Raw genomic sequence first — 24927 nt, 5'->3', positions numbered from 1 at the left:
GATAGTGGTCTTTTTCTATTCACTAAATAGGTGAAAAGCAATATTCAATTAAAATACAGTAACTGCGCGGAATTCAGCTGCTGATGCTGTTATTCCGTGAATAATTCAGGATAAGTTAAGATACAGAAATATAAAAACGAGCCGCAATCCTGTGGGTATCAGGATTGCGGCTCGTTTTGTTCTGCCATAAATCATCCGGGTAAAGATGATTTATTTAGGTTTATAGTTACTAATGTTGATAAATGTTATCATTATTTGTCTGCTTTATGAAAGACAACATATTCCTTGATATTGCTGTCGTATCTGGTATAAGCATGGCCTTTGCTGTTCTTTCCGGCTGCATCACTGTCGTCCTTCTCAGGACCGCTCTCCATCCACCAGGCATAGGCTGCAGCGCCGATACAAACGGCAGCACACACGACAATTATTATTGTTTCAAGCATTTTAAATCCTCCGTTTTACTTTATCAGCATGACGCGGAGAAAATGTTTATTTAATGTATCTAAGTTATATTTCCTCCGCATATGCGCGAGTTTTGAAATAATCAGCGAGGGAAATTAGTTTATGCCCATCCTTGTCGTGGATAAAACGGATAATAAAGCGCCGGCTCGTGTTTGTGAGGCATATGCGCATGACCACGATAGCGGCATATGCGAATAAAATAATATGTATTAACTGGAGTAACGCACCCAGCCAGCTTAAATTGGATGTAAGTCTGCCTAAAAAACCAAGCGAAGAGGTACGGATGCGGCATATGACTGCAGGAAAAGAAGGTATTTCCACTATATACTGGCAATCCATGAGTGCCGACATATCTGACTCTGAATAAAGCACTGCGCGTGAGTCCAAAACTTCCTGCTGTGGAAGCGCGGCCTTATCAGAAGAGGCATAAGAGCCCCAGACAACCCTGTGATCGTATGAACCGTATGCTGTGCGGTCAGGATCAAATTCGTCCAGATTTTTGTCGAGACTTAGAAAGGAACAGAATATAAGACAAAGCAACAGTGGTAAAACCAGTATTTTCTTCATGAGAGTCCGCTCCTTTCCTTCCAATTTATGTTTCTATTTTCTTCCTTTAGGTTAAAAATGTCAACTTTAAAAAAAATAAAATTATATTTTGGGTGTAAATTTGTGATAAATTATGATATATTTTAATTATGTAGTACGAAAATACCATTTCTTGCTTAATAAAAGGAGTATATATGGCAGATTCAGAAAAAATGATTGAAAAATATAAAGCACAGGGATATTCGGATTATCAGCTTGAAGAGATAAGGCTGGGACTCGATGAAGGACTTGATGTCTCACAGTATGCAAGAATAGATTATCTGGCAATACAGATGCGCCAGATTCGTTTTGGACTTGAAGAGAAACTGGATGTATCGTGGTATGCAGGCAGAAGCTTTGACTGGTTTCAGATGGAGGAAATCCGCATAGGCCTTGAAAAAGGACTAGATGTGTCATGCTATGCAAAGGAAAAATATTCCTATGAGGTTATGCGTGAAATCAGGAAAGGACTTGAGGACGGCATAGAGCTTGAACGTTTTGCTGCGGTAGGGGCCGAGTTTTTGCGGGAGCTGCACAAGGCCGTAAAGGATAAGCAGAATATACTGCCGTACATAAAGGCAGGCTATGATCCGGAGCAGCTTGCAGAAATCAGGCATGCGCTCAACAATGGCTGTAAAATTGACCAATATCTCAATACCTCATACCGTGGCATTGCCATAAGGGAAATATGGAAGGGGTTAAAAAACGGTGTAGATGTATCGATTTATGCAAAGCCTGAGTATTCGTGGATGCAGATGCGTGAAATCCGGCTGGGACTTGAGAATCGAGTGGATGTATCGGTATATGCAAAGGTGCTTTATAGCTGGGAACAGATGCGTGAAATTCGTATTGGCATGCAGAATAAAATTGATATTTCAAAATATAAGAGCATGGTACATTCTGCCGCGGATATGCGCAAAATCAGAAAGAGTATGGAGCAGGAGCAGATAGATGCAGAGGCTGAGTATGAGCTTGAGAGAAAACAGCATGACCATGGAATAGACAGGATAAGCGCAGCCCAGTACAACGAAGTAAAGCAGGCAGTGGAATCAAGTGCTGACACGCAGACAGTCAGGGTTGTTATTTCGGAGGATAAGAAGAAGGCTTTTATGTATATAGAGTCCGATACGGTGAGACTGACAAAGGAAGCTATTGAGCGTGAGCTTGAGCGCAATGGAGTTGTAGCAGGAATAGATAAAGCGCTTATTGATGAAATTGCCTCCGGAGGCAGAAGAGGCGAGGTTGTTACGATAGCAGAAAGAGAGCTGCCGGTAAAGGGAGCGGATGGTTATTATCAGTTTTTGTTTGATACAATAAAGCCGGATGAAGAAATAGATTTTGAAAATATATCCTGGTATACAAACACACACAGAGGTCAGCCACTTGCCATTTATCACGCCGCTGAGCCGGGAAAGCCGGGGCATCTGGTGGACGGAACCGAAATACCTGCCAGCTCTGGAAAAGATATTCCTGTACTTAAGGGAGAGGGATTTACACTGCTTGGAGATAAAAAGACATATATTGCAGAGATAGACGGCTGTGTTGCCATCCGCAATAAAAGTCTTTTTGTGGAGAGACTGCTTGTACTTTCCGGCGATAATGCAGTGACGGATAATATAGATTTTAACGGATGTATTTACATAAAGTCAGATGTGCACACCAGGGTCAGAATCCATGCTACAGGTGATATTGTGGTTGATGGAAGTGTGAGTGGAGCTTCTCTTAGCTGCCTGGGAAATATATTTATCAGAGGCGGGGTAGATGGTGATGGAGAGGCTTTCGTAACGGCGGTTGGATATGTTATAGGAAAATACTTTGAAAATGTTACTATTGAGGCTGCTGATATTATCAGCAATTACTATATGAAATGTGCAATCAAGGCATCGGACAGCATAAAGGCATACTCAAAGATATGTGGAGGTGTGGTGTACGCCGGTAAGAAAATAGAGACGGTTGATATAGGCAACAGAAACGGCGCATTTACCAAGGTGACCCTTGGAAATGTTAGACAGCAGAATGTGCAGCATAAATTCAGGCAGGATATGGAGGAAATGGACAAGCAGATCAGGCTTCTCAATGAAGCACTGGATGATATGAAAAATAGATTTGAGCCTGAGGTGTGCAATACCATGCCTCTGTTTCTTAAGCTGGAAAACGCAATTTTTACAAAGGAAACGGAAAAGAAATCCCTGATAAGCAGCATGGCAGAGGTTACCAGACAGCAACAGCAGCTTAATAATGCTGTGCTTCGCATAAAGGGTATGATGTATGATGGCACATCTGTCGAAATAAATGATGGAAAGCTGGATAATGTGCCACTTTCCAAAGTAGAGCTCGTTAACAGAAATCACAGTATTGATGTGATACAGCATAAATAGCATGGAGGAAATATGAGGGATAAGATACTTATAGCAGATGATACAGAGATGAACAGAGAGATGCTTTCCATCGTTTTGGGCGACCATTATAAAATAGTGCAGGCATCAGAGGGACAGGAGGTAATTGGGCTTATAGATAAGCTAAAGGATGAGCTTCTTGCAGTACTGCTTGCGCTGGATATGTCAGGTGTAGATGGGTTAGATGTGCTTGGCCATATAAAAGAAACAGGACTCCTTGAAAAAGCACCAGTGATAATTATCAGCTCTGAATCCACATATGAGACAGAAAGGGAATATCTGGAAAAGGGAGTCTCTGATTTTATCAGAAAGCCATTTGACAATGTAATAGTAAAGAGCCGTGTTGACAATTTGGTAGACCTTTTTACATATCGAAACAATCTTGAAGAAAAGGTACAGATACAGACACAGAATTTGCAGCGTCAGAACAAGCTTCTTGAGCTGCAGGCGGAAAAAATCAAAAAGAGCAATGAAATGATTATTGATGTGCTTGGTACAGTTGTTGAGTACCGTAATCTGGAAAGAGGACCGCATATTAAGAGGGTTAAGGGTTTTACCAATATTCTTGCAACGAAGGTGGCAGAAAAATACCATGAGTACGGGCTTACACCACAGAAAATAGAAGTGATTGTTGCTGCGAGCGCGCTTCATGATATAGGTAAAATTGCCATAAAGGACAGCATTCTCTTAAAACCCGGTAAGCTTACACGCGATGAATCTGAGTATATGCAGTCACATACGATTAAGGGCTGTGATATTCTTGGGCAGATTGATGAAGCATGGGACAAGGAATACGCAAAGGCAAGCTGGGACATCTGCCGTTATCATCACGAGAGATACGATGGCAATGGTTACCCGGAGGGACTTTCAGGTGAGGATATTCCTATTTCAGCGCAGCTTGTTTCGATTGCTGATGTATATGATGCGCTTGTCAGCAAGCGTATTTATAAGGATGCTATTGAAAAGGACAAGGCTTATCATATGATTCTGGTGGGTGAGTGCGGAGTATTCTCCCCAAAGCTTATGCAGTGCTTCAGGGAATGCAGAAAGCAGTTTGAGGAGCTGGCTGACAAATATGACATGCTTGAGGCGAGTGATTAGGGAAAAACTCATTGATTTATATATATTGCATAAAAAATAATCGAAAATTTATGCATGTTTGTGCATCACGATAATAGACATTTTAAGGAGCACGTGATACTATAATTAACGTAAAAACCCCCCAATACATTATATATTTTTACTATCCCCATAGTAAAATACCTTCTCCTAAAGGACAGCAGAACGATGGCTGTTCTTTTTTTGTTCAAAAATATTAGAGCCTGCACATTTTTGGTACTGCGAGTGGCATACACACTCTCACTTTCGCTACACTGCGCTGCAAAGTGTCTGTATGAATTATGTTTTGAAGGGCTTCTATGCTTGACGAAAACGTCGAAACGCGCCGTCCATGGCGCGATTTCTCCTCTCACCTGCGTCCATGCAGGTGAGTTTCTGCGATTCATGCGCATAATTCTACAGACACTAAGCAGCTACGTTATTCGCTCCTGAGAGAGTATGTATGCCACTCGCAGCCCCCCAAAAAAAAATAGTGTATATTTCGGGAAACAAGCAGATATAATATTGTTGAAATGATTTAGACATGATACAATCAGATTAGATATTAGATAGCACGCAAGAAGCGAGACATGCTGATAATAGCTCTCTTTCTTCAAGCCTGCAGACATTGAAGGCTCTGATGGCATAATTCAGAGTCACTGACACCAAATACTGTGAGCAGATGATAGTTGCTTCACGTATGAGGAGGAAGAACATTTTAAGATTTAGGGTGTACTTCCGGCGAAGTGCACCCTTCTTTTATTGGACATCCCAACATAAATTGAAAATTGTAGCAGCGTCAAGCTGCGGAGAAGCCTCGAAAGAGGCGGATTTTCAATTAATGGTGGGAGCTTTGTTCACATTAAATACAAGATATAAGGAGTAACACATGGAAACAAGAATAGCTCTGATTGGCATTATAGTTGAAAACCCTGATTCGGTTGAGCAGCTTAACCATATGCTGCATGAGTACGGCAGCTTCATTGTGGGCCGCATGGGTATCCCTTACGAGAAAAAGAACGTGAATATCATCAGTGTGGCGATTGACGCACCGCAGGATATTATCAGTGCGCTGTCCGGCAGGATTGGCAGGCTGAATGGCATAGGAGTGAAGACCGTTTACTCTAATAAATAAAGCAGACCAGACTACAGGAGAAAGCATGACCGAAAATACAGCAATAATAAAAATTATAGATGAAATTAAGGCCTGCCGGAATATCACCTTGGAGCAGCTGCATATGCTGCTTGAAACGGATGATATGCAGGCGGTTGATTACCTGAGAAAGAGTGCATCAGAGAAAGCACACGAGACCTATGGCAATCAGGTTTTTATACGAGGACTGATAGAGTTCACCAACTACTGCAAAAACGACTGTCTTTACTGCGGCATAAGGCACAGCAATACTCACGCGGACCGCTATCGCCTGAGTACGGAGCAGATTATGGCATGCTGCGAGAGTGGCTATGAGCTTGGTTTTCGTACCTTTGTGCTGCAGGGCGGTGAGGACCCGTACTACACGGATGAGCGCATCTGTGGGATAGTGTCCGGGATTAAGGCAAGGTATCCGGACTGCGCAGTTACACTCTCTATCGGTGAAAAGTCAAAGGAGAGCTATCAGAGCTATTTTGATGCAGGGGCAGACAGATATCTACTGCGCCATGAGACCGCGGATGAAAAGCATTACAGTAGGCTTCATCCGGCAGAGATGTCACTTGCAGACAGAAAGCAGTGCCTTTGGGATTTGAAAGAGATAGGCTATCAGGTGGGCTGCGGCTTCATGGTCGGCTCGCCGGGACAGACAGTGGAGACCTTGTACGAGGATTTGCAGTTTATAAAGAAGCTTGAGCCTCACATGGTTGGAATCGGTCCTTTCATATCGCAGAAGGATACGCCATTTGCAAATGAGAAGTCAGGAACCATGGACGAGACGCTTCGCCTGCTTTCAATCATCAGGCTCATACATCCCAAGGTGCTGCTTCCAGCCACGACAGCGCTTGGCACAATCCATCCGCTCGGCAGGGAAAAGGGCATACAGTCGGGTGCCAATGTCGTGATGCCAAACCTCTCACCGGTCAATGTACGCGACAAATACAAGCTCTACGACAATAAAATCTGCACAGGAGATGAGGCTGCAGAGTGCCGCTACTGTATGGAAAACCGGATGAAGAGCATAGGATATCAGGTGGTGGTGTCGCGCGGAGACTACGCAGATATGACCATCAGCGCAGCTGATTCTAATGCGCTTGCGGCTCACAACTGTGAATGTACTGAACGTTACAAATTTAAAATATAAACATTGGGATATAGAAGGAGATAAAAATGTACAACGTAAAATCATTAAAGGCTGAGGAATTCATCTCAGACGAGGAAATCAAAGAGACTCTCGAATACGCAGAGGCAAACAAAAATAATATAGGGCTCATCGATGAGATTATCGAGAAAGCAAAGCTCAAAAAAGGACTCACACACAGAGAGGCATCAGTGCTTTTAGCCTGTGAGATTCCGGAGAAGCTCGATGAGGTTTACAAGCTTGCACAGCAGATAAAGAAGGACTTCTACGGAAACAGAATCGTGCTTTTTGCACCGCTTTATCTGTCAAACTACTGTGTGAACGGCTGTGTTTACTGTCCATATCATATGAAAAATAAGCATATTGCGAGAAAGAAGCTCACTCAGGAGGAAATCGTAAAAGAGGTCACAGCTCTTCAGGATATGGGACACAAGCGTCTTGCAATCGAGGCAGGAGAGGACCCTGTAAACAATCCGATTGAGTACATTCTCGAGTGTATCAACACAATCTACAGCATCAAGCACAAAAACGGAGCTATCCGCCGTGTAAATGTAAATATCGCTGCCACTACAGTGGAGAATTACAGAAAGCTCAAGGAGGCAGGAATCGGAACCTACATACTTTTCCAGGAGACATATCATAAGGAGAGCTATGAGCAGCTTCATCCGACAGGACCAAAGCATGACTATGCATATCACACAGAGGCCATGGACCGTGCTATGGAGGGTGGCATTGACGATGTGGGACTTGGTGTGCTTTTCGGACTGGACAAGTACAAGTATGAGTTTGCCGGACTTTTGATGCATGCAGAGCACCTTGAAGCAGTGCACGGTGTAGGTCCTCACACCATCAGTGTGCCGCGTATAAAGCACGCAGACGATATAGACCCGGATGTATTTGACAATGGCATCAGTGATGATACCTTCGCCAAAATATGCGCACTTATCCGTATTTCAGTGCCATACACAGGAATGATAATCTCAACCCGTGAGAGCCAGGCTGTCCGTGAAAAGGTTCTGCCGCTCGGTGTTTCACAGATCAGCGGCGCATCAAAGACAAGTGTCGGAGGCTATGCAGACCCGGAGGCTGAGAAAAATGCAGAGGCAACATCAGAGCAGTTTGATGTCAGCGATCAGAGAACACTCGACGAGGTGGTAAACTGGCTTATGAAGATGGATTATATCCCTTCCTTCTGTACAGCCTGCTACAGAGAGGGCAGAACAGGAGACCGTTTTATGGCACTGTGCAAGAGTATGCAGATACTTAACTGCTGTCATCCGAACGCGCTCATGACACTGAAGGAGTACCTTGAGGACTACGCAAGCCCGCAGACAAAGGAGCTCGGAATGAAGCTCATCGACAGGGAAATCGAAAAGATTACCAATCCAAAGGTTAAGCAGACCTGCTATGAGCATATACATGATATTGCAGACGGAAAACGTGATTTCCGTTTCTAAAGGAGGATACATATGGGAAATTTGAATGAGACACCTTCTGCCAACAGACTTCATATAGGTATATACGGAAAGACAAACAGTGGTAAGTCATCACTGATTAACGCGGTTACAAAGCAGGAGGTTTCCATTGTGGCCGATGTGGCTGGTACGACAACCGACCCAGTGTACAAGCCAATGGAGATTCATCCTCTAGGACCTTGTGTGATTATTGATACGGCGGGCTTTGATGATGAAAGTGAGCTTGGTGAAAGACGTGTGGAAAAGACTCATCTGGCAGCAGAGAAAACAGATATAGCCGTTGTAGTGCTTGATATTGCAGAGGTCATTGCTGCGAAGAAGGCGGGAATTCCATTTAAAAAGGCTTTTAAGGATGAGGCAGAATGGAGTCTGCTTTTTGCAAAAAAACATACTCCGGTTGTATTTGCCTTAAACAAGATAGACGAGATTTTGCTTTCTGCTGAGGCACAGGAAAAGAGCAGAGGAAAGCTTGACAATGCTGCAATAGAGGCTGCAAAGAGCTGGGTTTTTGAGGAAAACAGTGCTGTGATGGGCAAAAATGCAGACAATAGCTTTGAGGTTGTAGCAGTCAGCGCATTAAAGGGCAAGGGAATGGATGCCGTTATCTCTGCACTCACACGCCTTTTGCCTGAGGATTTCGGACAGGAATTTATCCTCGGAGACCTTGTTTGTGAGACAGACCTGGTGCTTCTTGTCATGCCGCAGGATATCCAGGCGCCAAAGGGCAGGCTCATACTGCCACAGGTGCAGACACTCAGGGAATTGCTCGATAGAAAATGCCTTGTAATGAGCACGACGACTGACAAAATGACAGATGCGCTTGCGGCGTTATCGCGCGCACCAAAGCTTATCGTGACAGATTCACAGGTGTTTGGCTATGTGTACGAGCACAAGCCGGCAGAGAGTATGCTCACATCATTTTCAGTGCTTTTTGCAGCCTACAAGGGGGATCTGCCATACTATGTGGAGAGTGCAAGGGCAATAGATGCATTAAAGCCATCCTCAAGGGTGCTCATCGCAGAGTGCTGCACACATGCGCCTCTCGCAGAGGATATAGGCAGGGTGAAGCTTCCGAACCTGCTTAAAAAACGTGTCGGTGAGGAGCTTACCGTGGATATTACAAGCGGTACGGACTTCCCTGATAATCTTTCGCAGTACGACCTCGTTATTCAGTGTGGCGCATGCATGTTTAACAGAAAATATGTATTATCAAGGATAGACAGGGCACGCACACAGCATGTGCCTATGACAAACTATGGCGTGGCTATAGCACACCTGACAGGAATACTCGATAAGGTGAGCATGCCCTAGAAAAGCCTTAAAAGCCGGGAGAAAGAGAAGCTATCGGTATGACGAAAACAAGTGATTTTGACGACAAAGTGAATTATAGTGGCGATTATAAAGGTAATTATAGCAATAATTACAGCAGCGATTATAGCGCCACCGGTTACGCTCGTCTGGCGAAGAGCCTTATTGACATTGTAAAGGAGCAGCAGGCGAAGCTTGGTTACAGGAAGGAAATAGTCAGACTGTATTATCCCCTCTCCACGCTCAGACATTTCTTTGAGTGTGCAGGGGATGACAATAAAATTGCGGCCGGCATAATTTCAGAGCAGCAGATGCTTGAAATTCTTGCACCGGACAACCTTCCAAGACCGCTTACGGATACCATAGGCGAGATAAAGGTTACCGCAAAAAATGAGCGTTTCTGTATAGAAATATCACCTGAGGGCAGTGAGTATGTGCATGAAAACACTGCAGACAATGAGTTCATCAGTGAGCTGATAGCGCTTGTCGGCACGCATGGCTGTACCATGGAGCAGATAACAGAGCTGTTTTACAAATACTCGGACGACATCGAGAAAAAAGAAATGCAAAACGGCGAGTTTGACTGTTACATCCGCTTCTTAAATGACCCGTATGACACATATTATTACTGCTTCCATGATGAGGGCTGTCATATCATATATCATAGGTTTCTGCCGCAGGATTATGCGGATTTTGGATTTTAATGGATATGTTTAGATGCAGGCATAGAGTAAATATTGCTTTTGGTGTTGGCCTTTGAATTTACTTTGAAGTTACACGGAGACATAGTTTGACAAAAATATAACAATCTAATATAATGGCGGTTGAGAGTAGGGTTTATGTATAATATGCACAGCAGGAGATATACACATGGCAACATTTACCAGAAAAGCCATAATGCAGACTTTTTTACATATACTGAAAAACAAACCGCTTGACAGGATTACAGTCAAGGATATATGCGAGCAGTGTGAGATAAACAGAAATACATTTTACTATTATTTCAAGGACATATATGATGTGCTTGAGGTCATATTTGAGGACGAGGTCAGGCTTGTGATGGATGAGGCAAAGGAAGGCGTGACATTTCATGATGCATATGCCAGAGCCGCTGCCCTTATTCTTAATAACCGCGAGGCGATAATGCACATTTATGCGTCTGAAAACGGCAGGGTGCTGAGGAAATATCTGGATGCCGTGGTCACACAGATGGTGCGCCGCTTTGTGCTGGAAAAGGCAGAGGGCTATAGCCTGGATGATAGTGACATTGCTTTTATCACGGCATTTTACAGCAACGGAATCGTGGGCAGCACAATAAAGTGGATTGAGAGAGGCAGTATGATGAGCAGCCTGCCTGAGAACATTACGGCAAATGACATAGGAGTGTCAAAAAGCCAATACAACAGAGATATTGTTAAGAGAATCGGTGACTCCTTCGAGGCCACAATTTATGATATGATTGAGTGTTGCCTGTAGGCAGGCGGATATTGGATGACAAAATAATTCGAACAGATTTGACAGAGTGTCTGAATTTCAGACACTCTTATTTTTTTGTCCATTTTAAAGACGATTATGGTGGATTAGAATAGCAGACAAAAAGGAGGGAGATACTTTATGCATACATTGGTACGTGTGAAAAATGCATACACTGTCATGACAATATGCCTGATTGCATTGGGGGCAGCTTTGTTATTTGCGCCACAGCTTGGACTTAGGACTTTGTGCGTGGTGTATGGAGTGTTTCTCATAGTATACGGAGTGACAAAGCTGTCTGGATATTTTGCAAAGGATTTATTTCAGCTTGCGTTTCAGTTTGACCTTGCGTTAGGTATAGTTTCAATAGTGCTTGGAATCATAATTATAGAGAAATCTGAGTATATTATAGAGATATTGTCCACAGCGATAGGCATTTTTATGCTGGTGGACGCAGCCTTAAAGATACAGACTGCAGTGGAAGCAAAGCGTTTTGGCATCGAGAGATGGTGGCTCATACTCGTGATGTCGTTTGTAGTGGCATTTGTGGGAATACTGCTTCTTGTGACACCATTTGAGACCGCAGGCATGATAGTTAGACTAATAGGACTGAATTTGAGTCTTGACGGAATACTAAATTTATTTGTCGTCAGAAATACCGTTGAAACAATAAGGAGGAATACAAAGTGGGAAATTTAGGACACCAGGCAGCGAGACTTGCTGCATCAAAAATATGTGACAACATTGTAAAAGGACTTTGCAAGGACCCGGAGACAGAGGTTGTAAAGCTCATCGACATGTGGCAGAAATTCATGGGCGATGAGAAGATTGATTTAAACTATGACAGTGCGCGCAAGATGATCTGTGATAAGGACTGCACGCTCAACAAGTACATGCATCGTCTTATCAACGAGATAGATCCTCATGTATTAAAGACAATTGCGCTCAATCTGGGCTTTGAGGCATTTGTTTACGGCACAAAAACCATCCGTAAAAATCGTGAAAAGTATGGCTGCAATGTGCCATGGCTCATTCTTATGGATCCGACAAGTGCCTGCAATCTGCACTGTACAGGCTGCTGGGCGGCAGAGTATGGTCACAAGCTGAACCTTACCTTTGATGAGATGGATAAGGTCATAACACAGGGCAAGGAGCTTGGAGTATATCTGTATATGTTTACAGGAGGGGAGCCTCTTGTCAGAAAAGCAGACCTTGTTAAGCTCTGTGAGAAGCACAGTGACTGTGCATTTCTGGCATTCACAAACGGCACACTCGTGGATGAGGCCTTCTGCGCAGACTTAAAACGTATCGGAAATCTGTACCTTGCAATAAGTCTTGAGGGCTTCTCAGAGGTAAACGACTTAAGACGAGGCACCGGTGTATTTGCAAAGGTTATGCATGCGATGGATTTGCTTAAAGAGAATGGACTTGTGTTCGGTACATCAATATGTTACACATCAAAGAACTATGAGACAGTTACCAGCGATGAGTTTATCGATATGATTGTGGAAAAGGGCTGCCGCTATGCGCTTTACTTCCACTATATGCCTGTCGGAAACGATGCATCACTGGAGCTTTTACCGAACCCGGAGCAGAGACTTTACATCAAGGACCGTGTTCGTGAAATCAGAAATATGACAAGCGGCAAGGGAATTTTCACAATGGATTTTCAGAACGACGGTGAGTTTGTCGGAGGCTGTATCGCAGGCGGAAGAAACTACTTCCATATCAATGCCAACGGTGATGCTGAGCCATGTGTATTCATACACTATTCAGGAGCCAACATCCGTACACACAGCATGCTTGAGATTTTAAAGCAGCCGCTTTTCATGGCATACCATGATAACCAGCCGTTTAATGAGAATCACTACAGACCTTGTCCGATGCTTGAAAATCCCGAGATTTTACAGAGGCTCGTAAAGGAAACCGGCGCAAAATCAACGGATCTGCAGTCGCCTGAGAGCGCGGAGCACCTGTGCAGCAAGTGTAAGGAATATGCGCAGGCATGGAAGCCATATGCCGATAAGCTCTGGGCGGAGGAAGGACATTAGTTTAACCCGGAGATCTATGTTGAATATCAGCTATAAGATTGATATAATCAATCTGTGTACGCAGAAAAATGATTATATGAGTGCGGGGAATTAACATGAAAGCGATGTTCATAGATGTAGACGGGACTCTCAGCAGTCCGTGTTACAGGGTAGATGGAAGATTTCAGATAGGTATGTCGGATGTGCAGTGGGCAGACTACTGCAAGGCGAATGGTGAGGATACTTACGAATGGTGCAGGCCTGTCATGCAGGTTAAGGAGTATGCCATGAAGGCTAAGGCAAATGGTACGAGGCTGTATGTACTCACCACCTCGGGAACAGTGATAGAAACTGTTGCCAAGCGCAGGTTTATAGACAGATATTATGCAGGAATGTTTGATGATATTTATGCGGTTGAGCATGATGATGACAAGGTGAAATTTATTCTGAAAAAAGCATCAGAGCTTGGAATTGAACCGGGTGACTGTGAGCTTGTTGAGGATACTTACCGCATACTGCTGCAGACAGTTACAGAGGGTATCAAATCCACACATATTACAACGATTCTCACCGGAATTAATGAGTAATCCTGTACGAATTTATGCTGTGACGCATGGTTTGACAGTGCAGTGTCAGGCCGGCGTTATAACAGCAATTAGGGCTATTGAGCGATAGCTGTTGTGTTATCGGATATTATACAGATTTCGGCTCAGGCATATTGAGGATTTTGCGGACTGCAGACTGCATTTCAGGCATATTTCGGTAATGCTCAAGCAGAAGCACTTCATCGCTGCTTAGCTTCAGTCGTTTATTATCTTTATTTAAAAATGAATGATTGATATCGGAAATTTTATAGATATCACAGAGTAAAAGAAATTTGTCGGCAGAAGGTGGATTCTGATTGTTTTCCCAGCCATAGACGGTTTTATTTGAAAGATGAATATTGTGCTCAGCAAGCTTTTTGGTTACCTCATCCATGCTCAGCTTGTTGAGCTTTCTGTAGTATTTCAACACTTTTCCAATGTTTTCATTTGTAGTCATAATAAATTCCTCCGGAAAAATAAAATCTGCAAGGCGGCTTTAAATAGTTACTTTGCAAGAATATTCTATATTTGGAAGAAATTACCAGCAAACACTTCTGATTTGGATAGAAAAACGCAAATAAAACAGACAATAATAAGTCTGAAATTCTATGCAGGCAAGAATAAAAAACTGCGCAAAAAGCAATGCTGTCAGAGAATTGTGTTTTTTCCGGAGAAAATTTCCACGCCACTCTAAAGAAATATTCGAAACATCCGATAAATAAGTCAAGAAATAAATTTTACACATATTTCAAGGATGAAATATAAAAGGAAGGAGAACCTGTTATGCGTATAGATGCATATAATCAGATAGCACAGTTGTACGGAGTATCAAAGACCGCGAGAACGCAGAAGACACAAGGCACAGCAAGTGTGTCTGATCAGGTATCAATTTCGCAGGCCGGTAGAGATTACCAGATTGCGAAAAAAGCAGTATCAGAAGCTTCGGACATCAGGGAAGATAAAGTCGCTCAGCTTAAGAATATGGTGAACTCCGGACAGTATCAGGTAAACGGAGATGATTTCGCAAGCAAGCTTTTAGAGAAGTACAATTCTTTATAAGACAAGGTGAAAAGAAAAAGAGGATTTTATAGTGGCTAGTTTAGTGGAAGAGCTTATCAATGTGCTCGCAGAGGAAGAAAAAATTTATATGACACTTGCAGCGAATGGGGAGAAAAAGCGTCAGATTATTATTGATGCAGATATCCCGGAGCTCGAGAGGCTTACAGATGCAGACCAGAAAGCAAGTGATGAGCTCCTCTCAAAGAGTAATAAGCAGATTTCACTTCTTACGGATATTGCCAATGTACTTGGCAAGTCACAGGAGCAGATGACAGTCACCAGACTGATTGGATATCTCGGCGCACAGCCGGATATTCAGGCGAAGCTGACTACAGCAAGGGACAGACTGCTTGATGCGGCAGCACAGATGCAAAAAATCAATGAATTAAATTCACAATTACTTGCTCAGGCAATAGAACTCGCGGAATTTGACATAACCTTGTTCAAGAGCATGAGACAGGCACCGGAGACCGCCAATTATGATAGAAATGCTTATAATACAGGCGATATTCTGGGAAGCAGCGGTTTTGATGCGAAGCAATAATCATTATTAATGCAGTAATTAATGACTCGGAGGACAGGAACATGGCAAATGGATTCGGAAGCTTTTATGTAGGTAATTCCGGACTTATAAATGCGCAGAATGCTCTTAATACAACAGCAAACAACATGGCTAATGTCAATACGACAGGCTATGTGCGCCAGCAGGTAAGGTTTTCAGATAAAGGTTATATTACAAGAAACGGTGCTACAGAGTATACAAACATCCAGCAGAGTGGACTGGGTGTATCGGTATCGGACGTGGCACACGTCAGGGATATTTTCTTAGATAAATCGTATAGACAGGAGAACGGACGAAAAGCGTTTTACTCATCATTGTATGATACAAGCTCATATGTTGAGGATATCATGCAGGAGATGAACGGAGCTGAGTTCAAGGAGAGTATATCGGAGCTTTGGCAGGCATTTCAGGAGTTTGGCAAGGATCCGACAAATTCAACCAATCAGAATCTTATAGTTCAAAAGAGTGAGCTTTTTTTGACGAGATGCAATACGGTTTATTCGGATCTTCAAAAATACCAGTCCAATATCAATATGCAAATTAAAGAGCAGGTTGACAGAATCAATGAGATCGGAGACCGGATATATGCGCTCAATCTTGAGATACAAAAGACAGAGGCATCAGGAGTGCAGACAGCAATGACTGCGCGTGATGAAAGGGATAGTCTGTTAGACGAGCTCTCAGGCTATACCAAGATTGAGGCAGAGGAGGATTCTACAGGCTTTGTACATGTAAAGCTGGAGGGACAGCAGTTTGTGCATGATAACAGGTGCAATCATATTGGACTTTCAGAGGAAAAAGGCACAGGCTTTTACACTCCGTACTGGCCTAATATTTCCACAGATGCAAACTACGTGCCGGTATTCAATGATGTCACACTGCCGTCATCACTTGCAAATAGGGTTGGAAGCACACAGACTACGGACATTGCGACAAGTCTTAATAATGATATAGGAAGTCTCAAGGGACTCTTGGTTTCAAGAGGTTCAGAATACGGAACCTTCGATTTCATGTCGGATGAGAATTACAGCAAGGTAGAGGACAATATTGTTATGGAAACCCAGGCTGAGATTTCATATCTTGCCAGAAATATAATGATGGCAATGAACGATATATTCTGTCCAAATACCACATATACCGCGGCAGATGGCACACAGTACACCGTGCTGGATACCAAAAACTGCTCGGTTGGAGAGGATGGAAAGCTTCCACCGTTAGAGCTCTTTTCAAGAAACGGCTATGACAGATATACGGAAACAGAAATTGATGGTCAGAAGTTTTATGTATACAATGGCGAGACAAATGCAAACCTGTCATCATGGTATAAGCTTGGAAATGTAACTGTAAATCCAAAGGTAGTTGCGCAGGTTACCCTGATGCCTTCATATAATCAGGATGGAGCAGCAGACTATGGACTTGGTGATAAAATCAGCAAAGCATGGGCCAATGAGGGCTTGTATATTAACCCGAATGACACATCAAAGTGCAATTTTGAGGGCTATTATGACAAGATAATTTCAAGGCTTGGAACCTCCGGCAGCGTATATAAATCATCGACTGACACACTTACGTCAACCACAGCGGCTATCGACAATCAGCGAAATCAGATAATGGGAGTTTCAAGTGATGAGGAGCTGACAAATATGATAAAATTCCAGTCAGCCTATAACGCTTCCAGCAGGTATATTACGGTAATCAGCCAGATGACAGAGCTGATAGTAGGATTAATATAAACAGGAGGAGTCTGCATGGCTTCAACATTTTTTGGATTAAATATAGGTGTAAGTGCCCTGAATTCGTTTCAGGTTGCGACTAATACAACAGCCAACAACATTGCAAATGTCAAAACAACAGGCTTCACAAGGCAGTCGGCCACACTGACAGCAAAGGATGCGCTGAATGTCACAGCGCGCTACGGCAGTGTAGGTACAGGTGTTACTGTTACATCTATCAAGCAGCAGAGAGATTTATATTACGATACAAAGTATTGGGAGAATAATTCCTGCTACGGCAGATATGAGCAGAAGCTTTATTATCTTGACCAGATTCAGAATTATTTTAAGGATAACGGAGCTTCGGTCAAAGGCTTTTCAAGTGTATTTTCACAGATGTTTTCAGACCTTGATACATTAAGGAGCAAGCCGTCTGATAAGACAGTCAGAAACCAGTTTATCAGCAGTGCACAGAGCCTTTGCACATATTTCAACCAGATGAGCGATAATCTTTCAAAGCTGCAGGATGACTGCAACGAGGAAATAAGAAACAGGGTTGATGAGATTAACTCCATCAGTGAAAAGATATCTCTGCTCAATAAAGAGATAAATCAGATAGAGACAGGCACCGGTGTGGAGGCCAGCTCACTAAGGGATGAAAGAGCCAATCTGATGGACGATCTTTCCAAAATTGTCAATGTATCATACAAGGAGACACCTATACAGAACACAAACGGTGATAATCTCGGTGGTACGAGCTTTTGCCTTTTTGTCAATGGGGAGAAGATTGTAGATGGCAAGGATTACAGGAAGCTGGTCTGTGAGTCAACCGATATAAAGAATAATCAGACAGACAATGACGATTTGTTTAAAATATACTGGGCGGACACCAAGATGGAGTTTGTTGCCACAGCGGGAACAGCAGGAGGCAGTCTCAAGGCACTTTTCGAGATGCGTGACGGTGACAATCTTGAGAATTTTAAGGGCAAGGTTACACAGGCGGATTCCTATTCATTTACGGTAAGCAACACGTCATTGACCAATATTAAATCACTCAATCTGCCTGATACAAACGGTAAGATTACTGTTGACCATGTGACCTATACCTACGATAGCTGGGAGGCGGAGGTTGATGCGGACGGCAACATAAAGTCGATGAAGTTTAACCTGAGCAAAAACAAGGCGGTGGCCAATCCGGCTGCAGTAGTGGCAGACAATGCAACGCTCAGTGCGGGTTCGGGAATCAACGAGAGAGGAATACCGTACTATATGACACAGCTCAATGAGTTTGTCAGAAACTTTGCGGAGCTTTTCAATAAGGCTGAGAGCAAGGGACAGAATATGAACGGAGATACCCCACCGACATTTTTCGAGGGAATAACGGCTACCGGAAAGGTATATGATTTCTCTGATTCGGATGCATACAGCAAGCTTACGGATGGGCAGACAACAACCATAAGCAGTTCATCAAATACATATTACAGGATGACCGCAGGCAACTATTCGGTCAATAAGGATGTGATGAATAATGTATCACTCTTTGCAACAGCAACAGATTATGTTAAGACAGATGCATGTGATATAGTTGATGAATTAAAAAAGCTTCAGTCGCAGACCACTGTTTACAGAGGCGATAAGGCTGAATCGTTTCTGGAAACAATTATATCCAATGTATCGGTTGATACGGAAAAGGCAGAGACCAACAATAAACTCTATCAGAATCTTGAGCAGACTATTTCAAACCAGAGGACATCGGTATCCGGTGTGGATGAGGATGAGGAAGCCTTAAACCTTATCAAATATCAGAATGCATACAATATGGCTTCAAAGGTTATTTCCATAATGAGCCAGATGCTTGAAAAGCTGATAAACGATACAGGAGTTGCATAATAAAGGCTGTGGTTTACATACAAAGATGACCGGCAGCGAATAAAGGAGGCATACCGATATGCGTATAACAAACAACATGATAATGGGTAACACCAAGACGAATATCAATTTGGCAAAGACACTGGTGGATAAATACAATACCCAGATGACAACTCAAAAGAAAATTGACAAGGCATCGGATGATCCGGTTATTGCAATCAGATCGCTTCGTCTGTCAACCAGCCTGTCTCATATAGACCAATATGTTAATAATAATATACCAGATGCCAATTCATGGATGGATGTTACAGAGACTGCTCTTAAGAACACAAAATCACTCCTGACAGATATTCGTACACAGTGTGTAAACGGTTCTACGGATACACTCACATCGGAGGACAGAAATACCATATTAAAGCAGCTTAAAGCACTTTCGGAGCAGGTGTATACAGAGGGCAATGCTGACTACGCAGGCAGGACTGTATTCACAGGATACCGTACATCATCAAAGCTTACATTTCAGAAGGATACACAGTGCACTTATCAGATTAACCAGGATTTTTCGGCTAGTGACTTGTCTGAAAAGCGCTATTACACAAACGGTGTGACGGTGCCGGCAACCATAAACAGCACCACTGCGGATTGCACTACAGATGTCACAGAGTACAGCTATCAGAGAATACGTCTGGCATATGGTAGTACGACAGACGATATCCAGCTTTCAATAAACGGAAATTCAGTGGCGCAGGGCAATAACTATACGGTATATGAGCATTCTTCAGATTTTGACCCGTCAAAGCTTGGAGATAACCAGATTGCATATATTCAGGAAAGCGGAGAATTTGTTTTCGGAAAGACAGTAGCGGCTTCCATCAAGGATAATGATCAAAAGATCTCCGTCACATATGTGAAAACCGGTTTTGATGGAGGGGATGCGAGACCGGAGTATTATTACAACTGTAAGGATCTGACAGATGCCATCACACTTGATATCAACGGAAAAGTACCTCATGACGCAGCAGGAAACATCAAATATACCAATGCATCGGCGATTGTTGACTACAAATATGAAAGTCAGGAAATCAAGTACACAGTGGCAAACAGCACAGACATCACTGTCAATACACAGGCAAAGGATGTTATGGATACAGGCATCAAGCGCGATGTGGATGAGCTTATCAACGTGGTTCAAAACTCCATCAATGCTCATGACAAGGTTTCACAGCTTGAGAAGATGATGTCACAACAGCAGTATTCAGACAAGGATTCACAGGCTAAGCTGAAAACATATCTGGATGCGGCTAAACAGGAGGCTGATTATGCCGATAACAATCTGCAAAAGACATACAGCCAGTATATTACCAGGTTCGATGATCATTTGAATAAGGTCAATCTGGCACTCACAGATTCCGGCAGTACTCAAAGCCGTCTGACCCTCATAAAGAACAGGGTAGAGGAGCAGCAGACTACCATTGAGGATCTTAAGTCATCAAATGAGGACAGGGATATTTCAGATATTATCATTGATTTTTATGCCATGTACAATGCATACCAGTCAAGCCTGACAGCAGCCTCAAAGGCTAATTCGCAGACTCTTCTGGATTATTTGTAATCATTGGGTAATTATCAATTTATATTAATTGTATTATACAGACGTTCGCGGAGCGGGCGGGAAGGAGGACAGCCATGAGGGCAAAAACGAGAATATTTGGGGAAATTGATATTCCGCAGGACAAAATCATCACTATGGAAAAGGGGATGATAGGATTCCCGGAGCTTAAGAATTACACTCTGATTTTTAACTCAGAGAAGCAGAATGACAAGAAATCCATTATGTGGCTTCAGTCGATGGATGATGGAGACATTGCATTTCCTGTCATGACACCGGACATCATCATGCCGGATTACAAGCCTTATGTAAATGAGGAGATTTTAACACCACTTGGACAGCTCACAGAAGATAATATGTATATACTTGTCACAGTGAATGTGCCTAGTGACATAACAAAGATAGCATGCAATTTGAAGGCGCCTATTGTTGTAAATATGGATACAAACAAGGCGGCACAGCTCATTGTGGAGGACGATTACAAGGTTCATTTTCCTATCTATGATATCATAAAGGGAAATAAAGAAAGGGCGGGTGAATAATATGCTGGCTCTTACAAGAAAAAAGGGTGAATCCCTTATGATAAACAACGATATTGAGATTACTGTTCTGGAAATCAGGGGGGATCAGATTAAGATAGGTGTCAGTGCACCTAAGGAGGTTCCGATTTACCGTAAGGAAGTGTATACACAAATCCAGCAGGAAAACAAGAAATCTGCGGGAGTGGAAAGCACACAGGCGCTTAACGAGTTGTTTAATTAAACACAAATGCCTATTCATTTGCAAAGACAATATACAAAGACAATAAAATCTGCCCCGGTATTTGTACCGGGGCATTTTAAATTTAGAGTTTTTTCTTTAGCAGCCCTGAATCAATTTCACCGGCAGCTATAGTGTTTTCAATCCATAGCTTGAGAGAGTCTATGGTCAGAGACATGTCATCCAGATAATCCTTTATACGTAAAAAATCAGGCATTTCATCTTTTGAAACCATTCCGTCAGCTGCTATGTCGATCATGCGGTCTTTCTCCTTTGATAGGGTGTTCAGGGTCGAGAGCATCTCAAGTGTTATCAGGGATAAATCCTTTGATGTAACCTCGGGAACATATTCTCGGCCGATAGGACACTCATGCGAGCAATAGTAATTGCACAGGGAAGGATTTTTGTAGCATTCTGCCATTGCAAGAATCTCATCAGGATGAGGATTGGATTTCTCGCTCTCAATTTTTTCAATGCGGTCAGAGGAGATAAATTCAAGTCTTTCGGCTGCTGCATCGCGCGTGAGTCCGTTGTTTTCACGGCTGATCTGATATATATTTTTATTTTCTTTCGTAGATTTACGTCCCATTTTAATTCCCTTTCATATTGTTTAGCATAGTTATCTATAATTTTATATTATACATATAATTGACATATAAGTGAAACAAAATATAGGAATTTTGCGAAATAACATGGATTATTCCACACTAAAAGAGCCTTTCATGACAAAATCTTTAGAAAATGAAATTAATTATATTAAAAATTGTACAAACCGTGTTATACTTTATACGTTACACTAAATTTAGGTAGGAGAAAAAGATGTTATCAGTAATAGAAAAAGTCAATGACGTGGTCAACAATTTTATCTGGGGCGTGCCTGCGATGATATGTATCATAGGTGTCGGGCTGCTTTTGAGCTTCAGAACGGGATTTATTCAGATTAGAAAGTTTCCATATGCGATGAAGGTTACGCTTGGCAGGATGCTCAAAAAACGTGAGGCATCTGACGGAGCGCTCACACCGTTTCAGGCGGTGTGTACGGCACTTGCGGCGACTGTCGGTACAGGTAATGTGGCAGGAGTTGCGGGAGCCATCGCGATAGGCGGACCGGGAGCGGTGTTCTGGATGTGGATTTCAGCACTTTTTGGCATGTGCACCAAGTTCTCTGAGGTCACACTTGCTGTACATTTTCACGAGAGAAATGCAAATGGTGACCTGGTAGGCGGCCCTATGTACTATATTAAAAACGGTCTTAAAAAGCACTGGCACTGGCTGGCATATCTGTTTTCAGCGTTTGGCGTGCTCACCGTGTTCGGTACAGGAAACGCTACACAGGTAAACACCATAACCACAGCGATTGATTCAGCTTTATATAATTACGATATAATTTCAAAAGAATCGGCATCAACGCTCAATCTCATATTAGGAATAGTGCTTGCCGCTCTTATTGCGCTTATTCTGCTTGGAGGAATCAAGCGTATAGGCCAGGTTACTGAAAAGCTTGTGCCGTTTATGGCAGTGATGTATATTTTGCTGGCACTTGGAGTAGTAATCGTCAACTTTAAAGCTATACCGGGCGTATTCGGGGCAATAATAGAGGGCGCGTTCAATCCGTCAGCAGTGACAGGCGGAGCAGTAGGAAGCTTTTTTATGAGCATGAAAAAGGGAGTTTCCAGAGGAATTTTTTCAAACGAAGCAGGTCTTGGAACAGGCTCTATCGCACATGCCTGTGCAGACACCAAAAAGCCTGTAAAGCAGGGCTTCTTTGGCATATTTGAGGTGTTTGTGGACACTATCGTGATATGTACACTCACAGCGCTTGTCATACTTTGCAGCGGAGTTTCTGTGGGCTATGGAGAAGCAGCAGGCGCAGAGCTTACCATCAGCGGATTTACATCCACCTACGGCGGCTGGGTATCAATCTTTACAGCGGTTGCCATGTGCTGTTTTGCATTTTCAACCATCATAGGCTGGGGGCTTTACGGAACCAGATGCATAGAGTTCTTATTCGGAACTAAGGCAAATAAGCCGTTCATGGTAGTATATTCGCTTGTTGCGATAGTCGGTGCGACAATGAACCTCGGACTGATGTGGAGCATAGCGGAGACCTTCAATGGCCTTATGGTCATACCAAACCTTATCGCGGTATTTTTGCTTTCGGGTGTAGTTGTAAAGCTGGTGAAGGAATATTTTGCAGGAGAGGGAGCTGCATCTACATTGAAGAATAGCCGGGAAGAGGCAAAAATATAATGACAAGTCTCTTCCTCTGTGCTACAATCAACTCAAAGCATTATATTTCTGTAAATACGACACCACAGCATATTTTTTACAGGTGCGTATTACTTTGAAGAGGGCAGACCACTTCGCATTTTTCGACAAAGACATGGAAATTTTCAATGCTTTATGTTACCAGTTAATAGCAGGAAAATTGAAATGTCAGATGTGAAAACATTGCGAGAAAAGCAGGTTGTGGGGATTTTGCCGGCTTTTATATAAGAGATTATTGTACACATCATATACGTGGAAAGCATAAGTATACAGTATTTTTATTCGACTTCAAATTTTCCTGCCACACAAGAAGAGGAGGTTAATTTGGGTACAAAGGACTCGAAGGCAAAGGAGTATTTGTCGGACAATACAAGGTTTAGTGAAATCTGTAATTATGTATTGTTTGACGGAGAGAAGGTTATCAAACCGGAGGATTTAAAGGAATGTGACACCACAGAGGTGTTATCAGTTTTCGGTATTGATAAGAAACAGATTGTTAAGCAGAAATGGAGAGATTTGCTAAAAAGTGTTTCCGTGAAGCATACAGGGCAAATGTATGTTATCTTAATTGGAGCAGAAGCGCAGACAGACATTCATTATGCGATGCCTGTTAAAACTATGATTTATGATGCATTGAATTACGGAGAACAGGTCAACGAGGCAAAGAAACATCACTGGAAAAATAAGGATTACAGGTCTTCGGACGAGTTTTTGTCAGGCTTTACACTTGATGATAAGCTGACACCGGTGATTACAATCACACTGTATCTTGGAACTACACAGTGGGATGGGCCAAGAAGCCTTGTAGAGATGATGCCACAGATGGATGAAAGAATACTCCCATTCATCAATGATTACAGGATTAATTTGCTGAATCCACTGGAGATTACAGATTTTTCCAAGTTCGAGACAGGGCTCAGGCCATTGTTTGAGTTATTGAAAAATGCGTCAGATGAGGAAAAACTGAATGATTTAATTACAAAAGACGAAACCTTCACAAGGGTTGACGTTGAGACAGTAGCAGCTATCAATCTGTTTGTAGGAACTGACATTAAGTATGATGAAAAGGAAGAGGTGGTAAATATGTGTAAGGCATGGGATGACCATAAAAAGAGTGGCATTCAGGAGGGGATACAACAAGGGATACAACAAGGAATACAACAGGGGATACAGCAAGGAATGCAACAAGGAAGATGCCTTGAAGTATATTCACTTGTTCAGGATGGTATATTAGAGCCCGAGGTGGGCGCAAAGAGAGTAAGTATGTCATTAGATGACTTCGCAGACGCAATGCAAAAAGCGGGCTACAAAATTCCTGAATTGGTGTAGTTTGATAGCTTAAAAGTATAACAGTAATTGCCCCGACCTATGTGTGTTGGGGCATGAT

At 42.8% G+C, this 24927-nt stretch carries 24 protein-coding genes; 20 read left to right on the top strand and 4 right to left on the bottom strand.

Going from position 1 to position 24927, the window contains the following annotated elements; all coding sequences use genetic code 11:
- Nucleotides 1–251: 251 nt before the first annotated feature.
- Nucleotides 252–443, bottom strand: a complete 192-nt coding sequence (locus ACTQ1L_RS11015; RefSeq protein WP_321112032.1) for a hypothetical protein — start codon at nucleotides 441–443, stop codon at nucleotides 252–254.
- 64 nt (nucleotides 444–507) lie between these two features.
- Nucleotides 508–1029 (bottom strand): hypothetical protein, encoded by a 522-nt coding sequence (locus tag ACTQ1L_RS11010; RefSeq protein ID WP_441367147.1) that lies wholly within the window; start codon nucleotides 1027–1029, stop codon nucleotides 508–510.
- A 173-nt stretch (nucleotides 1030–1202) separates the two neighbouring features.
- On the opposite strand from ACTQ1L_RS11010, the gene ACTQ1L_RS11005 reads away from it, so the two are divergent.
- From ACTQ1L_RS11005 to ACTQ1L_RS10955, 11 genes are all read left to right on the top strand, one after another.
- Nucleotides 1203–3425, top strand: a complete 2223-nt coding sequence (locus ACTQ1L_RS11005) for a DUF342 domain-containing protein (RefSeq protein WP_441367145.1) — start codon at nucleotides 1203–1205, stop codon at nucleotides 3423–3425.
- Nucleotides 3426–3437: 12 nt separating this feature from the next.
- Nucleotides 3438–4544, top strand: a complete 1107-nt coding sequence (locus ACTQ1L_RS11000; protein ID WP_441367144.1) for an HD domain-containing phosphohydrolase — start codon at nucleotides 3438–3440, stop codon at nucleotides 4542–4544.
- A gap of 886 nt (nucleotides 4545–5430) precedes the next feature.
- Nucleotides 5431–5676, top strand: coding sequence for a TM1266 family iron-only hydrogenase system putative regulator (locus ACTQ1L_RS10995; RefSeq protein ID WP_321112037.1), 246 nt, complete (start codon nucleotides 5431–5433; stop codon nucleotides 5674–5676).
- 25 nt (nucleotides 5677–5701) lie between these two features.
- Nucleotides 5702–6835 (top strand): [FeFe] hydrogenase H-cluster radical SAM maturase HydE, encoded by a 1134-nt coding sequence (hydE, locus tag ACTQ1L_RS10990; protein ID WP_441367142.1) that lies wholly within the window; start codon nucleotides 5702–5704, stop codon nucleotides 6833–6835.
- A 26-nt stretch (nucleotides 6836–6861) separates the two neighbouring features.
- Complete coding sequence (gene hydG, locus ACTQ1L_RS10985; RefSeq protein ID WP_321112039.1) at nucleotides 6862–8289, top strand: [FeFe] hydrogenase H-cluster radical SAM maturase HydG; 1428 nt, start codon at nucleotides 6862–6864, stop codon at nucleotides 8287–8289.
- A gap of 12 nt (nucleotides 8290–8301) precedes the next feature.
- Nucleotides 8302–9618, top strand: a complete 1317-nt coding sequence (gene hydF, locus ACTQ1L_RS10980) for a [FeFe] hydrogenase H-cluster maturation GTPase HydF (protein WP_321112040.1) — start codon at nucleotides 8302–8304, stop codon at nucleotides 9616–9618.
- Between the two features lie 38 nt (nucleotides 9619–9656).
- Nucleotides 9657–10319 carry a DUF3877 family protein gene (locus tag ACTQ1L_RS10975; RefSeq protein ID WP_441367139.1) on the top strand — a complete coding sequence of 221 codons (663 nt, stop codon included), beginning with the start codon at nucleotides 9657–9659 and terminating at the stop codon, nucleotides 10317–10319.
- A gap of 166 nt (nucleotides 10320–10485) precedes the next feature.
- Nucleotides 10486–11091: a TetR/AcrR family transcriptional regulator gene (locus tag ACTQ1L_RS10970; protein ID WP_441367138.1), complete on the top strand. Its 606-nt coding sequence runs from the start codon at nucleotides 10486–10488 to the stop codon at nucleotides 11089–11091.
- 138 nt (nucleotides 11092–11229) lie between these two features.
- Complete coding sequence (locus ACTQ1L_RS10965; protein WP_321112043.1) at nucleotides 11230–11787, top strand: HdeD family acid-resistance protein; 558 nt, start codon at nucleotides 11230–11232, stop codon at nucleotides 11785–11787.
- Nucleotides 11775–13139 carry a radical SAM protein gene (locus tag ACTQ1L_RS10960; protein WP_441367136.1) on the top strand — a complete coding sequence of 455 codons (1365 nt, stop codon included), beginning with the start codon at nucleotides 11775–11777 and terminating at the stop codon, nucleotides 13137–13139. Before ACTQ1L_RS10965 ends, ACTQ1L_RS10960 begins: the two co-directional genes overlap by 13 nt.
- A 95-nt stretch (nucleotides 13140–13234) precedes the next feature.
- Nucleotides 13235–13705 carry a hypothetical protein gene (locus ACTQ1L_RS10955; RefSeq protein ID WP_441367135.1) on the top strand — a complete coding sequence of 157 codons (471 nt, stop codon included), beginning with the start codon at nucleotides 13235–13237 and terminating at the stop codon, nucleotides 13703–13705.
- Between the two features lie 106 nt (nucleotides 13706–13811).
- Here the strand turns inward: ACTQ1L_RS10955 and ACTQ1L_RS10950 are convergent, their stop codons facing one another.
- The gene (locus ACTQ1L_RS10950) at nucleotides 13812–14159 is read right to left on the bottom strand and encodes a helix-turn-helix domain-containing protein (protein WP_321112046.1); all 348 of its coding nucleotides are present in this window, start codon (nucleotides 14157–14159) and stop codon (nucleotides 13812–13814) included.
- 326 nt (nucleotides 14160–14485) lie between these two features.
- On the opposite strand from ACTQ1L_RS10950, the gene flgM reads away from it, so the two are divergent.
- The 7 genes from flgM (at nucleotide 14486) to csrA (ending at nucleotide 21275) form a co-directional block, all read left to right on the top strand.
- Complete coding sequence (flgM, locus tag ACTQ1L_RS10945; RefSeq protein WP_441367133.1) at nucleotides 14486–14761, top strand: flagellar biosynthesis anti-sigma factor FlgM; 276 nt, start codon at nucleotides 14486–14488, stop codon at nucleotides 14759–14761.
- A gap of 31 nt (nucleotides 14762–14792) precedes the next feature.
- Nucleotides 14793–15305: a flagellar export chaperone FlgN gene (flgN, locus tag ACTQ1L_RS10940; RefSeq protein ID WP_441367131.1), complete on the top strand. Its 513-nt coding sequence runs from the start codon at nucleotides 14793–14795 to the stop codon at nucleotides 15303–15305.
- Between the two features lie 41 nt (nucleotides 15306–15346).
- Nucleotides 15347–17056 carry a flagellar hook-associated protein FlgK gene (gene flgK / locus ACTQ1L_RS10935; RefSeq protein ID WP_321112051.1) on the top strand — a complete coding sequence of 570 codons (1710 nt, stop codon included), beginning with the start codon at nucleotides 15347–15349 and terminating at the stop codon, nucleotides 17054–17056.
- Between the two features lie 15 nt (nucleotides 17057–17071).
- On the top strand, nucleotides 17072–18925 hold the full coding sequence (flgK, locus tag ACTQ1L_RS10930; RefSeq protein ID WP_441367129.1) for a flagellar hook-associated protein FlgK: 1854 nt from the start codon (nucleotides 17072–17074) through the stop codon (nucleotides 18923–18925).
- Between the two features lie 58 nt (nucleotides 18926–18983).
- Complete coding sequence (locus ACTQ1L_RS10925) at nucleotides 18984–20516, top strand: flagellin N-terminal helical domain-containing protein (protein WP_441367127.1); 1533 nt, start codon at nucleotides 18984–18986, stop codon at nucleotides 20514–20516.
- Between the two features lie 74 nt (nucleotides 20517–20590).
- A complete protein-coding gene (gene fliW / locus ACTQ1L_RS10920) occupies nucleotides 20591–21055 on the top strand; it encodes a flagellar assembly protein FliW (RefSeq protein WP_321112054.1) in 465 nt (154 codons plus the stop codon).
- A gap of 1 nt (nucleotide 21056) precedes the next feature.
- Nucleotides 21057–21275: a carbon storage regulator CsrA gene (gene csrA, locus ACTQ1L_RS10915; RefSeq protein WP_321112055.1), complete on the top strand. Its 219-nt coding sequence runs from the start codon at nucleotides 21057–21059 to the stop codon at nucleotides 21273–21275.
- 82 nt (nucleotides 21276–21357) lie between these two features.
- Here csrA and ACTQ1L_RS10910 read toward each other — a convergent pair whose 3' ends face one another.
- Complete coding sequence (locus ACTQ1L_RS10910; protein WP_321112056.1) at nucleotides 21358–21861, bottom strand: helix-turn-helix domain-containing protein; 504 nt, start codon at nucleotides 21859–21861, stop codon at nucleotides 21358–21360.
- 230 nt (nucleotides 21862–22091) lie between these two features.
- On the opposite strand from ACTQ1L_RS10910, the gene ACTQ1L_RS10905 reads away from it, so the two are divergent.
- Nucleotides 22092–23522 carry an alanine/glycine:cation symporter family protein gene (locus ACTQ1L_RS10905; protein WP_441367125.1) on the top strand — a complete coding sequence of 477 codons (1431 nt, stop codon included), beginning with the start codon at nucleotides 22092–22094 and terminating at the stop codon, nucleotides 23520–23522.
- A 342-nt stretch (nucleotides 23523–23864) separates the two neighbouring features.
- Nucleotides 23865–24869: a transposase gene (locus tag ACTQ1L_RS10900; RefSeq protein WP_441367123.1), complete on the top strand. Its 1005-nt coding sequence runs from the start codon at nucleotides 23865–23867 to the stop codon at nucleotides 24867–24869.
- Nucleotides 24870–24927: the final 58 nt, after the last annotated feature.

Source organism: Agathobacter sp. LCP21S3_B2 (genome assembly GCF_052118705.1).
Classification (GTDB): domain Bacteria; phylum Bacillota; class Clostridia; order Lachnospirales; family Lachnospiraceae; genus Roseburia.
This window is presented reverse-complemented; position numbering and strand designations above follow the sequence as displayed.

Bases quoted from the DNA above. Each gene is read 5' to 3' on its own strand.
- ACTQ1L_RS11015 (WP_321112032.1), bottom strand. From the start codon at position 443: ATGCTTGAAACAATAATAATTGTCGTGTGTGCTGCCGTTTGTATCGGC.
- ACTQ1L_RS11010 (WP_441367147.1), bottom strand. From the start codon at position 1,029: ATGAAGAAAATACTGGTTTTACCACTGTTGCTTTGTCTTATATTCTGT.
- ACTQ1L_RS11005 (WP_441367145.1), top strand. From the start codon at position 1,203: ATGGCAGATTCAGAAAAAATGATTGAAAAATATAAAGCACAGGGATAT.
- ACTQ1L_RS11000 (WP_441367144.1), top strand. From the start codon at position 3,438: ATGAGGGATAAGATACTTATAGCAGATGATACAGAGATGAACAGAGAG.
- ACTQ1L_RS10995 (WP_321112037.1), top strand. From the start codon at position 5,431: ATGGAAACAAGAATAGCTCTGATTGGCATTATAGTTGAAAACCCTGAT.
- hydE (WP_441367142.1), top strand. From the start codon at position 5,702: ATGACCGAAAATACAGCAATAATAAAAATTATAGATGAAATTAAGGCC.
- hydG (WP_321112039.1), top strand. From the start codon at position 6,862: ATGTACAACGTAAAATCATTAAAGGCTGAGGAATTCATCTCAGACGAG.
- hydF (WP_321112040.1), top strand. From the start codon at position 8,302: ATGGGAAATTTGAATGAGACACCTTCTGCCAACAGACTTCATATAGGT.
- ACTQ1L_RS10975 (WP_441367139.1), top strand. From the start codon at position 9,657: ATGACGAAAACAAGTGATTTTGACGACAAAGTGAATTATAGTGGCGAT.
- ACTQ1L_RS10970 (WP_441367138.1), top strand. From the start codon at position 10,486: ATGGCAACATTTACCAGAAAAGCCATAATGCAGACTTTTTTACATATA.
- ACTQ1L_RS10965 (WP_321112043.1), top strand. From the start codon at position 11,230: ATGCATACATTGGTACGTGTGAAAAATGCATACACTGTCATGACAATA.
- ACTQ1L_RS10955 (WP_441367135.1), top strand. From the start codon at position 13,235: ATGAAAGCGATGTTCATAGATGTAGACGGGACTCTCAGCAGTCCGTGT.
- ACTQ1L_RS10950 (WP_321112046.1), bottom strand. From the start codon at position 14,159: ATGACTACAAATGAAAACATTGGAAAAGTGTTGAAATACTACAGAAAG.
- flgM (WP_441367133.1), top strand. From the start codon at position 14,486: ATGCGTATAGATGCATATAATCAGATAGCACAGTTGTACGGAGTATCA.
- flgK (WP_321112051.1), top strand. From the start codon at position 15,347: ATGGCAAATGGATTCGGAAGCTTTTATGTAGGTAATTCCGGACTTATA.
- flgK (WP_441367129.1), top strand. From the start codon at position 17,072: ATGGCTTCAACATTTTTTGGATTAAATATAGGTGTAAGTGCCCTGAAT.
- ACTQ1L_RS10925 (WP_441367127.1), top strand. From the start codon at position 18,984: ATGCGTATAACAAACAACATGATAATGGGTAACACCAAGACGAATATC.
- fliW (WP_321112054.1), top strand. From the start codon at position 20,591: ATGAGGGCAAAAACGAGAATATTTGGGGAAATTGATATTCCGCAGGAC.
- csrA (WP_321112055.1), top strand. From the start codon at position 21,057: ATGCTGGCTCTTACAAGAAAAAAGGGTGAATCCCTTATGATAAACAAC.
- ACTQ1L_RS10910 (WP_321112056.1), bottom strand. From the start codon at position 21,861: ATGGGACGTAAATCTACGAAAGAAAATAAAAATATATATCAGATCAGC.
- ACTQ1L_RS10905 (WP_441367125.1), top strand. From the start codon at position 22,092: ATGTTATCAGTAATAGAAAAAGTCAATGACGTGGTCAACAATTTTATC.